Below are 15,197 nucleotides of genomic sequence, written 5' to 3'. Positions count from 1 at the left end.
TCGAATCAGTTTTTCCGGGTGCGGCGGCATCCGGCAAGCACAGCCGTCAGCGCCAGGACGATGACGACGCCGTGCACCAGCGAGCGGTGGCGGTGGTACGGCGTGGTCGGCTCGGCGAGGGTCAGCTCCATGACGGCGACAGCCTCCCGAAAGAGCGGCGTGGACTCGTGAACGCGGCCCCTGGAGTCGATGAAGGCCGAAATGCCGGTGTTCGTGCTTCGGGCCATGGCTCGCCCCTGTTCCACGGCGCGCACGAGCGACAGGTGCAGATGCTGCAGGGGGGCGCTCGAAATTCCGAACCAGGCGTCGTTGCTGATGGTCACGAGCAGGTTCGCGCCTTGGGCCACGCGCTCCTGCGCCGACCCGCTGAAGATGGCCTCATAACAGATCAGCATTCCGGCCGCAACCGGACCGTGCCGGAGAGGCCGCGGGTCCGCGCCGGGCGCGAAATCCCCGATGCCCTCGACGAGCTTCTCGAGGGGCAGATATTCACCGAAGGGGACGTATTCGCCGAAGGGAAGCAGGTGCATCTTGTCGTAGAACGGATCGGCCAGCCCTTCGCCCGTGATCAGGTAGGCCCGGTTGAAGAGCGTATAGTCGTTCGCACCGACGTCCAGGGTGTAGGCGGGCGATCCGGTGAGCACGGCCGCGCCGTGTTCCCGGACGAACTCGCGGACCTGGCGGGAAAGCTCGTTCCCGTCCTGGTAGTAGAAGGGCAGGGCCGTCTCGGGCCAGATGACGAGGGATGGCGCATGCCGGTCAACGAGTTCGCGCGAGAGGGCCAGATAACGCTGCACCGTGTGGGCCTGGAGCTCGGGGTTCCATTTCAGGCTCTGGTCGATGCTACCCTGGGCCAATCCGATGCGCGCGGTCGCAGCCGCTTCGTCGGGGGCGTCCAGTCTGTGCCAGCCGAAAGCGGTGAGCCCCGCCAGGAGCAGAAGCCCCGCGAATCGCACGGGCAGGTTCGGGCGCGGCAGACCGAGGAGCCAGACCGAGGCCGTGGCCAGCAACAGGCCGAGCCCGAGCCCGCCCACGATGGACGCGCCTTGAAGCATGACGGGCCAAGGCGCGAAGGCCGAGACCAGGGTCAGCCAGGGAAAGCCCGTCAGGGCGACTTCCCGGAGGGCTTCGAGACCGGCCCACAGCGCGCCGCAAGCGGGACCCAGCAGCCAGGGCGAAAGGCGCGATCCCAAGCGGTGCGTGAAGAAGCAGAAGACTCCGGCGTACAGGGCCAGATACATGGAGACCAGCACCGGGCAGGGGGCCGCCAGCGCCCACGGCAGGCCACCAAAATCGTGAACCGGGATGGCTATCCAGTAGAGGCAACCCGTGAAGGCTGCGGTCGCGGCCCAGAACCCTCGCCAGAATGCCCTGCGCGGCGTGGGCGCGAACAGGCCGACCAAGGTCAGCCCGGCGGGCAGGAGAAGGACGGCGGCAGGCACGTGCAGCCAGAGGTTGGCATGGCCGAGCCATGCGCCGAGGACGCTCGCGGCGGCGGGAAGCATCACGGGATCATTCGCCCGGTTTTGCCTTGGAGGGATCGGCCGCGAGGGCGTCCTGGGCCATGCCCGGAGAGGCGGTCTTCAGGTGCAGCCAGCGAATCTGCTTCTTGTCCGCTTCTTTCACGGTGAGCCGTAGGCCCTGCAAGGTGAAGGTCTCGCCCTGCTTGGGGACCCGACCGGTAAGCTCGCACAGGTAGCCGCCGATGGTCTCGACCTGATCGGAAATGAGGTTGACGAGGAAGCGCTCGTTCAGTTCCTCAAGTTCCAGGCGTCCACTGACCAGATGACTGCCGTCGGGCAGTTCCTGGATCTCGTCGGGCTCGTCCACGTCGTGCTCGTCCTCGATGTCGCCAACGATCTCCTCGATGACGTCTTCAAGGGTGATCAGACCCGACGTACCGCCGTACTCGTCCACGGCGATGGCCAGATGTTGGCGGCGTTTGAGAAATTCGTGCAGCATATCGCGCACGTTCTTGTTCTCGGGGATGAAGAGAGGCGGTCGCATGACCTCGCGGATTTCGGGACGCTTCTCTGGCGGAGTCAGCAGCACGCCGAGCAGATCCTTGGAATGGATGATGCCGATGATGCTGTCCTTGTCGCCTTCGAAGATGGGAATGCGCGAATGGCCTTCCTCGACGATGAGGCGGCAGACTTCATCGAGTCCAGCGGAAACCTCGCAACAGACGATGTCCGTGCGGGGAACCATGAGCTCATGAACGTAGAGACGTTGGAGGCGGAGGACACCGAGGAGCATCGGGACATCGTGGCTGGTCAATTCACCGTCCCGCAAGGCCTCGCGAATGGCATCCTCGAGGGTGTGCCCGTTCTTGTTCTTGAAAATCCCGACGAGACTCGACCAGAAACCGCCTTCCTGAGGACTACTGTCGTCCAAAAGATACTCCTTGGTTGCAGGTTGGGGAAAAGGTCAGGCGACTCCCTTCTCCCTATGCAAATCCAAATGACGTTTGAATACCCAATTGTCAATGCTTTCCACGCTGGCATCCCCCGTGAGGGCGCGCCATTCGACCAGGTCCGGGGATTCGGCAGAGATGCGCGCTTCTGCGGTGAAGGCCATGCCCATTTCCAGATCCCGGGAAGAGCCTCTTGTCGAGGCGGTCTTGACCGTGGCGTGCAGCAATAGCCGCAAGAGGGCGTTAGTCTTGGGATCGTGCAGTCCAAGGTCGATGAAGAATCGCACGCCCGGAACGAATTGCGGCCGTCTGTCGCCGGTGAAGCGCTGTTGCATGGTCCCCTGTTGGACGAGCACCTTGACGCCTCCGCCGGAGATGTCGAGGATGCGAACGGCGCGCGGATTTTTCGGGTCGAGGCGCAGCAAAGGCGTTCCCCATGCCCTGGGATCCTGCGAAAGTGAGCCCTCTTCGTTGCGTTGTTCAGGCCAGACCGTGAAGTTGCGCACGAGCTTGAAGGGCGGCTCGATGCGCAATCGGGAGCGTTTCTGGCGCAGTTCGATCCGGTCGGGCAGCCGTACTGTGACGACAGTTGCTCCGTGAGGCGAAACTCCGACGTTCACGACTTCGGCCGCAAAACCGAAGAAACTCGGCAGGTCCGGGTCTTCCAGCTTGAGTTTGAAATATACCTTCGCCCTCTGGTCAAGCCATTCGTCCGAAAGCTGGATCACCTCGGAAAGTTCAAGGGAGACGCCATCGTCGCCGCTGGCCACGAGTGCGCAGGGGATAAAGCGGCTGCGTGCTGCCTTGTTTTCGAGCACGATATCGAAGCGAGCCCGTTGATTCAGAGCCAGGTCGAGCATGCCCAGGATGTTCTCGCGACCCGTGGTCCACGTGGAAGGGGGGGGAGTGACGCGACGACTGGCTATCCAACGACTGAGGAGCCAGCCCAGGACGATCGCTGCCCCCAGCAGAAAAACCAGCGTCAGGAGATTGGCCAGCAGTTCCGGGGTTGTCCCATGGCCGGAGAAGGTTCGTTGCACGTCGGCGAAACCGCGGTCCATTTCGCTGCGTTGCCTCCCTTTTGATCGTCTTTATACAGGTTTCGACCAAAACAAAAGCGGAGGGAAAGATCAGCGGCGCGACATTTTCCGCAGATGGATTTCCAGGCAGGAGACGGCGGCCGGGGTGAGGCCGGGAATGCGCGCCGCCTGCCCCATGGTCATGGGCCGCACGCGCAAAAGCTTCTCGCGCGCCTCGCGGGTCAGGCCGCAGACCGCCGAGTAGTCGATATCCGCAGGCAGCGGCGTCTCCACCATGGCTTCAGAGCGCGCCACCAACTCCTCTTGGCGCTTGAGATAGCCCGCGTATTTGATCTGGGTCTGGGCCTCTTCCAGCACATCGGCCGGAAGCTCTCCCAGCCGGGGCCAGAACACGGCCATGTCCCTGATCTCGACCTCGGGCTGGCGAAGGATGGTGGCCAGATTCGCGGCCGCATGCGGCGCGGCGGCCTTGATCCCGGCCAGCCGTTCGCGCGTGGCAGCATCGGGCGTGAGCGTAATTTCCTCGAAGGCCGCCAGCGCCTCATCCAGGAGACGTTTTTTGGCGGAAAACACGGTCCACTGCGTGTCACCCACGAGTCCCCGCGCCCGGCCAAGCGCCGTGAGGCGGAGGTCGGCGTTGCCCTCGCGCAAAAGCAGCCGGTGCTCGGCGCGCGAGGTGAACATGCGGTAGGGTTCGCGCGTGCCCTTGGTCACCAGGTCGTCCACCAGGACCGCCATGTAGGCCTGATCTCGGCCGGGCAGGAAGGGCTCCTCCCCGCGAAGCGCGGCCGCGAGGTTGCATGCGGCCCAAAGTCCTTGCGCGGCGGCCTCCTCGTAGCCCGACGTGCCGTTGATCTGGCCCGCGCAATAAAGGCCGGGCACGAGCTTGGCCTCAAGGGTGGGCAGGAGTTGCTCGGGCGGGATGTAGTCGTACTCGATGGCGTAACCCGGCCGCACGATCTGGGCCTTTTCCAGCCCGGGGATGCTCGCGATCATGCGCTTTTGTACGTCCAGCGGCAGGCTCGTGGGAATGCCGCCGGGATACACTTCGGGACTCTCGACGCCCTCGGGTTCGAGGAAAATCTGGTGCCGTTCCTTCTCGGGGAAACGGGCGATCTTGTCTTCGATGGATGGACAGTAGCGTGCGCCCACGCCCTGGATGACCCCGGTGAACATGGGCGAGCGCGAAAATCCCTCGCGGATGATCTCGTGCGTCGTCGGCGTGGTCCAGGTGATGTGGCAAGACACCTGCGGCAGGGCGGGCGCGGCGCTCGCGAAGCTGAAGAGCGGCGGGGGGGCGTCGCCGGGCTGCGGCGTGAGCCTCGCGTAATCGATGCTTTGCGCCAGGAGCCGTGGCGTGGTGCCGGTCTTCAGACGGCCGAGTTCGAAGCCGAGGGACACAAGACAAGCGGACAGCCCCACGCTCGCGGGATCGCCCATACGACCGCCGGAGAAGTTCGTCAGTCCTACGTGGATCAGGCCAGAAAGGAAGGTGCCCGTGGTCAGGAGCACCGCGCGAGCCGAGTGGGTTTCGCCAAGCCCTGTACGCACCCCGGCCGCACGGCCGTCCCGGATCAGGATCTCCTCGGCTGTGTCTTGGCGCACCCAAAGGTTATTCTGGGCGAAGACATCGTTCTTGACCGCGCGCATGTAGGCGTCGCGATCCACCTGGGCGCGGGTGGAGCGCACGGCCGGGCCTTTTCGTGTGTTCAGGGTGCGGAATTGGATACCGGCGAGATCGGCCCAACGCCCCATGCAGCCGCCCATGGCGTCGATCTCGCGCACCATGTGGCCTTTGGCCAGGCCCCCGATGGCCGGGTTGCAGGACAGATGCCCAACGCGGTCGATGTTGATGGTCAAAAGCAGGGTGGCGAAGCCCATGCGCGACAGGGCCATGGCCGCTTCGCAGCCCGCGTGGCCAGCGCCGACGACCACGGCGTCGAAAGTCTCGGGAGGCGTCGGCTTCATCGTGGTCTAGGCCTGTCCGTCGTCCAGGAGCATGCGCGCGATGACTTTGGCGTCGTTCAGGTGGTTGGAGATGCGTGCCCTTTCGCCCGGTTGATGCGCGTTGTGCAGCAGCGTGGCCCATACCGCGGCCTCATAGCCTCTGCGCCTGAGGTAGGCGGCCACGGTGCCGCCACCGATGCCGCGCGGCGTGGGCGCCTTGCCGGTCTCGGCGAAGACCGCGCGGGAAAGGGCGCGGGCTACGTCGGAATCGGGCGAGGTGGCGGGCGCGGCCTGTTCTTCCTGCACGACGTGATATTCCACGGACACGCCGTAGGCTCTTTCTATCTCGCGGCCCATGTCGCGGATGGCGTCGAAGACCTGCGTGAGCGGATATTCCGCCAGAACGCGGCAGTCGACATAGAAGACATCGCGGCCGGGCACGGTGTTCACGTTCTCCACGTTGGCTTCTTTTTTGGTCGGTTCAAACGTGGAGCGGGGCGGATCGAAAAGCGGGTCCACACGATCGAAGCATTCGCCGAGCGAACGGATTTTGAGGATGAAGGCCGCAGCCGCCACAAGGGAGTTCACGCCTTCATGCGGCACCGAGGCATGGCACTGTTTGCCCGTGACCGTGATCTTGAGCCAAAACATGCTCTTTTCGGCCAACTCCAGGAGCGATCCGTCCGGTTCACCGAAGTCCGGGATCAGGAACAGGTCATCCTTTCCGAAGCGCTCGCCATGCTCGCGCAGCACGAAGTCGAGACCGTGTTTGCTGCCGGTCTCCTCGTCGGCAACGAAAAGCATGCCGTAGGACAGATTCGGCGTGACGTTCAACTCCCGCAGGGCTTTGGCCGCGAGCAGGGAGGAGACGACGGCTTGGTTGTTGTCCTCCACGCCCCGCCCGATCAAGATATCGTCCTCCACATGCAGTCGCCAAGGGTCCGTGGTCCACAGCGAGAGATCGCCAGCCGGAACGACATCCAGATGCGAGATGACCCACAGAGTGCGCGGGCTACGACCTTGGATGCGCACAGCCAGATTGGGACGCGAGCCACTGTTGACGCGTGGATCGGGAGAGGGCATCTCGATATGCTCGTGTAATCCCAGACCGCGTATATAGTCGCGGACAAAGGAGCACTTGGCGTCCTCCCCGTCGCCACCGTTGTCCGGCCCCAACGCGAGCAGAGCCACGAGGTTTTCCTGCAGGGAGACGACCTCCGAACGCTGGGCTTCAATGTGACGAAGAACGGCGTCGAGCATGGGGGCTTCCTTCGTGGTTCCCGGTGCGCCGGGAAGGGAATGCGTCATGATAGGAAAAAATGCCAAGCAGGAAAAGGGGACGGGCTTTCGCCCGCCCCCTTGGCGTTTTCCGTGGGTTCCCGGAGAATGTCCGGGGAGGGCCCTAGCGGCCGCGCGCAGCGCGCTTGGAGGCCTTGAGCGGGTTGATCTTGACTTCGCCCGTCTTGGTCTTCTCGGCCTTGACGTGGGTGGCGAAGTTACAGATCCCATAGGACCACTTGCGGGCGGGCTTGGCGTAGCTCGGGCAGTAGGTGGTGTCCTCGAAGGCCACGGCGCGATCGCAACCTTCGCACTTGTCGATGATCGGCTCCATGATGAAGCCCTTGAAGGACAGACCCTTTTCCGTCTTGACCGCGCCCTGCAGGGCGTTGGCATTGCCGTTGGACATGGTGACCACTCCTTGTGGGAGATAAATTGTACGTTCGTGCAAGAGGGGCTTTATTTAATGAGAACGGCGGGCTTGTCAAGCGTCTTCAACAGATTCCCCCTTCGGCGACCCAGGCGGCGACGTCGCGGGCTTCCTCAACCAAGGCCTCGTGGTCCAAGGCCAGGAACCGGCCATCCATGTAGAGCACCCGGCCGTTGACCATGGTCAGTCGCACCTCGCCGCCTGTGGCGGCGTACACGGCCTGCGAAACGGGATCGTGCAGCGGCATGAGGTTCGGGCACGACATATCCAGGGCGCACATGTCGGCCCGAAATCCCGCCGCGATGCGGCCCAGTCCCGGCAGGCGCAGAGCGTGCGCCGAACCGATCGTAGCCATGTCCAGGACGGATTTTTCGTTGAGCACCGAAGGATCGCCCCGGTAGGCTTTCTGGATTCTGGCGGCCGAGCCCATCTCTCGAAACATGGAAAGGTCGTTGTTGCTGGCCGCGCCGTCCGTGCCAAGGCCCACACGCACGCCCGCGTCGAGCATCTTCTGCACGGGCGCGAAACCGTTGCCGAGTTTCATGTTACTCTCTGGACAGTGGACAACGGCGGTTCCCCGTTCGGCCAAAAGGGCGATTTCATCCATGGTGACGTCCACGCAGTGGAACAGCGTGGTGCGAGGGGAAAGCAGCCCGAGGGATTCGAGATGGGCGATGGGCCGCATGCCGAAGGCTTCCACGCACTGTCTCGTTTCTTCCGCGGATTCCGCCGCGTGGAGCATGAACGGCGCGTCCAGGCGGCCGGCCAGGGCGAAGCTGTCCTTAAGCATGGTCGGACTCGTGGTGTAGACCGCGTGGGCCATGACCGCCGTGGAGACGAGCGGATGGCCGTCGTAGCGGCGGTGCAGCCTTTCGATCAGGGCATAGCCCTCCTCGGGCGTGGCGTAGGTCATGGTGGGCGTGGTGATCACTCCCTCGGCGACCACCGCCCGCATGCCCGTGGCCTCGGCCGCTGCGGCCACCTCGTGTTCGAGGAGGTACATGTCCGAAAAGCAGGTCGTGCCCGAGGCGATCATCTCGGCGCAGGCCAAAAGCGCCCCCAGATGGACCATGCGCGGCGTGAGCCGCTTCTCCACGGGCCAGATGTGATCCGAGAGCCACTCCATGAGCGGCAGGTCGTCGGCCAGGCCGCGAAAAAGGCTCATGGCCACATGGCTGTGAGCGTTGACCAGACCGGGCAGGAGCATGGCCGCGCCCAGGTCGAGCACACGGTCGGCGTTGGCCAGGGGCTCGATCTCGGCGCGCGTCCCCACGGCGGTGATGGTGTCGCCATGGATGGCCACGGCCCCGTCGTGAATCACGCGGCGCTCGTCGTCCTGGGTGACCACGACGTCGGCCAGCACCAGCAGATCGCAGGCGATGTCCATATCATCCTCCGGAACCCACGCTAGATGATTTGCGCGGGAAAATGAAGTAGAGGGCCTGCATGTCGAACGCCATTCGTCCCGCCTGCCTGTTGTTGCACGGTTTTACTGGCACCCCCTTCGAGGTGGCCCCCCTTGCCCGCGCGCTGCGCGAGCGGGGATTCGCGGTCGAAACGCCGCTTCTGCCCGGACACGGGACCACACTCGCCGAGTGCGACCGGGCCACCTGGGCCGACTGGAGCCGGTCCGCCCGCGAGGCCTTCGACCGTCTGGCCGCCTTGGGCGGCCCGGTGTTCGCGGCCGGACTCTCCATGGGCGGCAGCCTGTGCCTGCAACTGGGACGCGAGCGGTCCCCGGCGGGCATCGCCTGCCTGGCCGCGCCGCTCAGGCTGTATCGGCTCATGCCCTTCATCGCCAAGGACCCGAGGCTGCCGTTCGTGGGCCTGATGCGGCACGTCCGCCCCATCTGGCCGGTTCCGCCCAAGACCCGCGAATCCCTGGCCATCGCCCCCTGGGAGGGTTACGAAGGCGGCACGCCCCTGAACGCCCTGCATTCGCTCATGCACGGGCTGGCCGACCTGCGGCGCAACCTCGGATCGGTGCGCGTGCCGCTCCTCGTGGCCCAGTGCCCCACCGACACCACGGTCAACGCGCGCGACGCCTTCGCCATCCGCCGCGAGACAAGCTCGGCGGTGAAGCGGCTGGTCTGGCTGCCCATCGAGGAGCGCGTCACCGGACACCATCTGGTGACCACACATTGCGAGACGCGGGAGCTCGTGGCCGGGCTCGTGGCCGGCTTCTTCACGGAACTGCTTTCGGATGACGGCCATGCGCAATCGTGATATCATTTTTTTATAGGGAGTTGCGATGAACGGTGAAAAACGCACCAGAACGCGCGTGGCGCTCATGTTCGGGGCGGTCGTCAGCCTCGACGGCCGCGACGTGCCCGTCCGCCTGAACAACCTGAGCCTCAAGGGATTGTCGTGCAATCCCGATCCGCGTCTGGTCGAAGGAAAGGACTGCGTGGTGCGCATCGCCCTTTCGGGCAGCGTGACCATCCGCGTCCAGAGCCGCGTGGTGCGCGTGAACCCGTGCGAGACGGCTGTGGAGTTCCTGGAGATGGACCCCGAGAGCTTCGGGCATCTGCGCAACCTCATCCGCATGCACGCCGAGGACCCCGACCGCATCGACGACGAGATCATCGGCATCCCCGCGTTCGAGTCCTGATCTTTTCTCGGGAATTTTCATGCGCCTGACTCCCCTTGCCAGTCCCTACGTATTTCCCGTCTATTTTTTTCTCGCGACCATCATCGCGGGGGCCATGCTGCTTACTCAGCCGATGAGCCTGAACGGCACGGAATTGTCCTTCATCGACGCGCTGTTCACGGCCACCTCGGCCACCTGCGTCACGGGTCTCGTGGTCGTGGATACGGGAACCCATTTCAGCGTCTTCGGCCAGGCCGTGATCCTGACCATGTTCCAGTTGGGCGGCCTGGGCGTGATGACCTACACGAGTCTCGTCTTCTATCTGTGGCGGCGGAAGGTGACGCTCACCGACCGTCTGGCCGTGGGGCAGAGCCTTCTGCACGACGCATCCTTCAGCCTCGGCAGGTTTCTGGTTCACATCGTGCTGTGGGTCCTGATCCTCGAAACGCTCGGCGCTCTGGCCTTGTGGCTTTTCGACCCGAGGGGATTTCATCCGTGGTCGGCCGTTTTCCATGCCGTCTCAGCCTTTTGCAATGCCGGATTCGCGCTGCAAAGCGACAGCCTCGTGCACTGGCAGGGGCACGCCGGAGTCAATGCCGTAGTCATGCTTCTGATTGTCGTCGGCGGCATCGGCTTTTCGGTGATCGTCGAACTTGAGGAATGGGTGCGCAACGTCATCGGCAAGAGAAAGAGACAGCGTCTGTCCTGGTATGCGCGGACGGTGCTCTCCGTCAGCGGTTTGCTCGTTTTCGGCGGTGCTGCGGTCTTTCTTCTGGCCGAAGTCGCGGGAGTGCAGGGTGATTTCTCGTTCTCCGAAGGAGTGCTGGCAGCGCTGTTCCAGAGCGTGACCTGCCGTACGGCCGGGTTCAACACCGTGGACATTGGCGGGCTGACCACGATCACCCTGTTGGTCATGATCATGCTCATGTTCATCGGAGGTTCGCCCGGCAGTTGCGCCGGAGGCGTGAAGACCACGACCTTCCGGGTGCTGTGGGCCTTTGCCGTCGCCAAGCTTGCCGGTCGGCAGCAGCCTGTCGTGGGACGTTTCGCCGTGGATCAGGAGACGCTCGGGCGTGCGGTGACGCTCTTCCTGTTCGCCGTGGCGATCATCGGCGCGGCCACGCTCTGGCTCCTGGTGAGCGAAGCCGGAGGCGTGCCGCATCCCCAGGCGCGGGGACTCTTTCTCGAAATCCTTTTCGAGGCCGTTTCGGCCTTCGGCACGGTCGGCCTCTCCATGGGGCTCACGCCGAACCTGAGCGATTCCGGAAGAATCGTGATCACGGTGCTCATGTTCGTGGGGCGTCTGGGGCCCATCGTGTTTCTCACGGTCTTGACCAGGCTGCACGAACGGTCGAGGTATTCCTGGCCCGAGGAAGGCATGCTCATCGGTTAGATGGAGGTTCTCTCATGCGCAAGATAAGCGTTGGCGTCATCGGGCTTGGCAAGTTCGGCCTGTCCTTCGCCCAGGCGCTCATGGATCTGCGGCAGGAGGTCGTGGGGCTCGATTCGGTTCCCGAGCACGTCCGCAACGCCCAGGACGTTTTGACGCAGGTGTACCAGGGCGACGCCATGGACCGGAAGGTTCTCGAACAGCTCAACTTCGCGGATTTCGGCGTGGTCATGGTCAGCGTGGGGCAGTCCATCGAGGCCAGCGCCATGATCTCGCTCTATCTGAAGGAGCTCGGCGCGGCCCAGGTCTGGGTCAAGGCCGTCAGCCAGGACCATCATAAACTTCTGGACCGCATCGGCGTGGACCGGGTCATCCTGCCCGAGCATTTCGCAGCCACGCAACTCGCCCACAGTCTCGTCACGCCGGGGCTCATGGCCTGCCTACCGTTCGATGCGGGCATGGCCCTGCGCGAGATCACGATCGACAAATGGGCGGGAAAGACCCTGCGCGACCTGGACATGACCAATGTTCACGGCGCGCAGGTCGTGGCTGTAAGGCGACACGGCGAGAGCGCCTACACCTATGTGCCTCGCGCGGATATGCTCTTCGCCAGGGGCGACGTCATGGTCGTGCTCGGAAGCACCGAGGCCCTGGAAAAGATGAAGGCCTGAAGCCCGCTCTTCGGGAAGCGGGGCGTCAGGCCTTCGTTTCCTCGATTTTCAGTGACCCTTACAGATCCGTCTTCTGCGGCCACTTCTGAGGATCATCCTTGAACAGCTTGTAGACGAAGGAGTCCACCAGGGCCTGCCAGCTCGCCGCGATGATGTTGTGCGAGAGGCCCACGGTGGTCCACTTCTCGGTCTTGTCGCCGGATTCGATGAGCACCCGGACGTTGGAGGCCGTGCCGCCGGTGTCGCGGATGTATCCCGAAAGCACGCGGACCTTGAAATCCATGAGCTTCATCTCGTTCAGGTGCGGATAGGCGTCGCACAGCGCCTTGCGCAGGGCGTTGTCCAGGGCGTTCACCGGTCCCGCGCCGTCGGCGGCGGTGTGCACGATGCGGCCCTTGACCCTGATCTGCACCGTGGCCTCGGAGATGGGCTGCTCGCCGCCGCGCTTGCCGTCCAGAACCCGGAAGTTGACCAGGTCGAAGTAGCTCTTGGACCAGCCCATGGTGCGGAAGAAGATGAGCATGAACGAAGCCTCGGCCGCGGAATACTCGTAGCCCTGGGCCTCGCGCTCCTTGATCTCGGCCAGAAGCGCCTCCACGCAGGGGTCGTCCTTGTCCAGATCCTTGTAGTAGCGCCGGGCCATGGCCAGGATGTTGGAACGGCCCGCCAAGTCCGAAAGGATGATGCGCTGCACGTTGCCCACGCTTTCGGGCTGGACGTGCTCGTAGGTACGGGCGTTGCGCAGCACCGCCGAAACGTGGATGCCGCCCTTGTGGGCGAAGGCCGAGCGACCCACGAATGGCTGGCGCATGAAGGGCCGCAGGTTGCAGACCTCGGCCACGTAGTGCGAGGCACTGGTGAGCATCGAAAGCTTGCCTTCCGGAAGGCAGCCGATGCCCATTTTCTGCTCCAGAATGGGGATCACGGAGCACAGGTCGGCGTTGCCGCAGCGTTCGCCGTAGCCGTTGATGGTTCCCTGGATCTGCGAGGCGCCCAGGCGCACGGCCTCGATGCTGTTGGCCACGGCCACGCCCGAGTCGTTGTGGCCGTGGAAGCTCAGGGCCGCCCCGGGCAGGGCCGCGCGCACGGCCGTCATGGCCGGAGCGAGGTCCTGGGGCAGGATGCCGCCGTTGGTGTCGCACAGGACGAGCATGTCGGCCCCGGCCTCGTGCGCGGCCTTCAGGCAGGCCAGGGCGTAGTCGGGAGTGGCCTGGAAGGCGTCGAAGAAGTGTTCCGCGTCGAAGAAAACTTCCTTGAAGTGGGGCTTTAAGAATTCGACGGAATCCCGGATCAGTTCAAGGTTGCGCTCCAGGGGAATGCGCAGCGCTTCTTTGACGTGCAGGTCCCAGGTCTTGCCCACGATGGTGGCCACCTGGGCCTTGCTCTCCACGAGCGCCTTGAGGTTCGCGTCGTTCTCGGCGGCGTTCTTGGCCGCGTGGGTGCTGCCGAACGCGGCCAGGGCCGCGTTCACGAGCCTGACTCCCTTGATTTCCTTGAAGAACTGGCGATCCGTGGGGTTCGATCCCGGCCAGCCGCCCTCGATGTAGTGAACGCCGAGTTCGTCGAGCTTCTTCGCGATGAGCAGCTTGTCATCGAGATTGAGGGTGATCTCCTCGGCCTGCGAGCCGTCGCGAAGCGTGGTGTCGTAGATCGAGACCCTGCGGTTCATACTTCTCCGACCTTTCGTTCACCGGGTTGCTTGTCCAGTTCGAATTCCTCGTGCAGCGTGCGCACGGCCAATTCGGCGTACTTGTCCTCGATGAGCATGGTGATTTTGATTTCGGAGGTGGAGAGCATGAGCAGGTTGATGTTCTCGCGGGCCATGGCCGCGAAGGCGCGGGAGGCCACGCCGGAATGGTTGCGCATGCCCACGCCGATGACCGAGACCTTGCACACGCCGGTGTCGGATTGGATCTCCTTGGCGCCGATGTCCTGGCGCACGGCTTCGAGCAGGGCCAGGGTCTTCTGCAAATCCTTGCGGGAGACCGTGAAGGTCATGTCGGTATGGCCGTCGCGGCTGGTGTTCTGGATGATCATGTCCACCAGGATGCCTTTTTCGGCGATGGGGCCGAAGATGGAAGAGGCCACGCCGGGCTGGTCGAGCACGTCGTAGATGGTCACGCGGGCCTGGTCCTTGTCGTAGGCGATGCCGGAGACGAGAACGTATTCCATGGACTTGTCCTCCTGGGAGACGAGGGTGCCGGGATTGTCGGAGAAAGTGGAGCGCACGCGCACCGGGACATTGTACTTCTTGGCGAATTCCACCGAACGGATCTGGAGCACCTTGGCTCCCATGCTGGCCATCTCCAACATCTCGTCGTAGCTGATGCGATCGAGCTTGCGCGCCTTGTCGCAGATGTTGGGGTCGGTGGTGAAGACCCCCTCGACGTCGGTGTATATTTCGCAGGTCTCCGCGTTCAGGGCAGCGGCCAGGGCCACGCCCGAGGTGTCGGAGCCGCCGCGGCCGAGCGTCGTCAGGCGGCCGTGTTCATCGCAGCCCTGAAAGCCCGCCACGGCCAGAACGTCGTGATCGTTCAGCATGGCGCGCAGGGTGTTCGCGTCGATGTCCAGGATGCGGGCGTTGGTGTAGTCGCAGGTGGTGCGGATCTGCACCTGATGGCCGAGGACGGAGCGGGCTTTCAGCCCGGCGTCCTTGCAGAGCATGGCGAACAGGGCCACGGACACCTGTTCTCCCGTGGTCGCCAGGGCGTCCAGTTCGGCGGGGTCGGGGTCGGACGACCACTGCGAGGCTAGATCGAGGAGACGATTCGTCTCGCCCGCCATGGCGGAAAGGACGATCACCACCTTGTTGCCCCTGGCGCATTCGCGGCTCACAATCTCGAGGACCCGCTTCATGCGTTCCAGTCCGGCGACGGAAGTTCCGCCGAATTTCTGCACCGTTATTTTCATCGTATTCACGTGTCGTCTCCCGTGGGGGATTGAAAGGGAACGGACATCGCCACCAGTTTGCGCGCCAGGCTGTCGAGAAATCCCTCGGCCTTTTGTCCCTGCGCTCGAAACACGGCCTTTCGCCCTTTTTCGCGGGAAGAAAGCAGGCACTCCACCCGTTCCTCGGGGCGGCCGGGTCCGACTAGATACTGCGCCCACTCGACAATGACAAGGGTGTCGACGGTTTCGAGGTCGTCGAGGAGATCGTCGCCGGGGGCCTGGCCCTCCAGCCGGTAGAGATCGTAATGGGCGATCGCCGGCTCCGTGGGATACAGATTGCAGATCGTGAACGAAGGGCTGGCCACCTCGGCTGCGTGCGCGCCGGGCAAGGCGCCGACAAGCCCCCGCACGAGCGTGGTCTTGCCCGCGCCCAGGTCGCCTTCGAGAAGCAGGGCGAAACCGGGCCTCGATGAGAGCGAGGCCGCCATGGCCCGCCCCAATTCTTCCGTGGCCCTGGCATCGGACAGAACGACCGAAAGGCTCTTCACG

At 64.1% G+C, this 15,197-nt stretch carries 14 protein-coding genes; 4 read left to right on the top strand and 10 right to left on the bottom strand.

Features of this window, described 5'->3' with window-relative positions:
• Nucleotides 1-5: 5 nt before the first annotated feature.
• From lnt to DSAT_RS14545, 7 genes are all read right to left on the bottom strand, one after another.
• Entirely contained in the window at nt 6-1,505 is a 1,500-nt protein-coding gene (lnt, locus tag DSAT_RS14575; protein WP_020888302.1) for an apolipoprotein N-acyltransferase, read from the bottom strand.
• Nucleotides 1,506-1,512: 7 nt separating this feature from the next.
• The gene (locus DSAT_RS14570; RefSeq protein WP_020888301.1) at nt 1,513-2,394 is read right to left on the bottom strand and encodes a hemolysin family protein; all 882 of its coding nucleotides are present in this window, start codon (nt 2,392-2,394) and stop codon (nt 1,513-1,515) included.
• Between the two features lie 33 nt (nt 2,395-2,427).
• Nucleotides 2,428-3,474, bottom strand: a complete 1,047-nt coding sequence (locus tag DSAT_RS14565) for a hypothetical protein (RefSeq protein WP_020888300.1) — start codon at nt 3,472-3,474, stop codon at nt 2,428-2,430.
• A 69-nt stretch (nt 3,475-3,543) separates the two neighbouring features.
• Nucleotides 3,544-5,421, bottom strand: a complete 1,878-nt coding sequence (gene mnmG, locus DSAT_RS14560) for a tRNA uridine-5-carboxymethylaminomethyl(34) synthesis enzyme MnmG (RefSeq protein WP_020888299.1) — start codon at nt 5,419-5,421, stop codon at nt 3,544-3,546.
• Between the two features lie 6 nt (nt 5,422-5,427).
• On the bottom strand, nt 5,428-6,660 hold the full coding sequence (locus DSAT_RS14555; protein WP_020888298.1) for a M20 family metallo-hydrolase: 1,233 nt from the start codon (nt 6,658-6,660) through the stop codon (nt 5,428-5,430).
• 142 nt (nt 6,661-6,802) lie between these two features.
• A complete protein-coding gene (locus DSAT_RS14550) occupies nt 6,803-7,087 on the bottom strand; it encodes a PxxKW family cysteine-rich protein (protein WP_020888297.1) in 285 nt (94 codons plus the stop codon).
• 85 nt (nt 7,088-7,172) lie between these two features.
• Nucleotides 7,173-8,495 carry an amidohydrolase gene (locus DSAT_RS14545; RefSeq protein WP_020888296.1) on the bottom strand — a complete coding sequence of 441 codons (1,323 nt, stop codon included), beginning with the start codon at nt 8,493-8,495 and terminating at the stop codon, nt 7,173-7,175.
• Nucleotides 8,496-8,554: 59 nt separating this feature from the next.
• On the opposite strand from DSAT_RS14545, the gene DSAT_RS14540 reads away from it, so the two are divergent.
• From DSAT_RS14540 to DSAT_RS14525, 4 genes are read left to right on the top strand one after another with little or no spacing between them, the layout of a single operon-like run.
• Nucleotides 8,555-9,334: an alpha/beta hydrolase gene (locus DSAT_RS14540; protein WP_020888295.1), complete on the top strand. Its 780-nt coding sequence runs from the start codon at nt 8,555-8,557 to the stop codon at nt 9,332-9,334.
• A 25-nt stretch (nt 9,335-9,359) separates the two neighbouring features.
• On the top strand, nt 9,360-9,719 hold the full coding sequence (locus DSAT_RS14535) for a PilZ domain-containing protein (RefSeq protein ID WP_020888294.1): 360 nt from the start codon (nt 9,360-9,362) through the stop codon (nt 9,717-9,719).
• 19 nt (nt 9,720-9,738) lie between these two features.
• Nucleotides 9,739-11,091, top strand: a complete 1,353-nt coding sequence (locus tag DSAT_RS14530) for a TrkH family potassium uptake protein (protein WP_020888293.1) — start codon at nt 9,739-9,741, stop codon at nt 11,089-11,091.
• A 14-nt stretch (nt 11,092-11,105) separates the two neighbouring features.
• Nucleotides 11,106-11,759, top strand: coding sequence for a potassium channel family protein (locus DSAT_RS14525; protein ID WP_020888292.1), 654 nt, complete (start codon nt 11,106-11,108; stop codon nt 11,757-11,759).
• A gap of 58 nt (nt 11,760-11,817) precedes the next feature.
• Here the strand turns inward: DSAT_RS14525 and cimA are convergent, their stop codons facing one another.
• The 3 genes from cimA to tsaE are packed head-to-tail and all read right to left on the bottom strand — an operon-like array spanning nt 11,818 to nt 15,196.
• Nucleotides 11,818-13,428, bottom strand: a complete 1,611-nt coding sequence (cimA, locus tag DSAT_RS14520) for a citramalate synthase (protein WP_020888291.1) — start codon at nt 13,426-13,428, stop codon at nt 11,818-11,820.
• On the bottom strand, nt 13,425-14,669 hold the full coding sequence (locus DSAT_RS14515) for an aspartate kinase (protein WP_040371383.1): 1,245 nt from the start codon (nt 14,667-14,669) through the stop codon (nt 13,425-13,427). Before DSAT_RS14515 ends, cimA begins: the two co-directional genes overlap by 4 nt.
• Before the next feature lie 5 nt (nt 14,670-14,674).
• Nucleotides 14,675-15,196, bottom strand: a complete 522-nt coding sequence (tsaE, locus tag DSAT_RS14510) for a tRNA (adenosine(37)-N6)-threonylcarbamoyltransferase complex ATPase subunit type 1 TsaE (protein WP_020888289.1) — start codon at nt 15,194-15,196, stop codon at nt 14,675-14,677.
• Nucleotide 15,197: the final 1 nt, after the last annotated feature.

This window comes from Alkalidesulfovibrio alkalitolerans DSM 16529 (assembly GCF_000422245.1).
Lineage (GTDB): Bacteria > Desulfobacterota > Desulfovibrionia > Desulfovibrionales > Desulfovibrionaceae > Alkalidesulfovibrio > Alkalidesulfovibrio alkalitolerans.
This window is presented reverse-complemented; position numbering and strand designations above follow the sequence as displayed.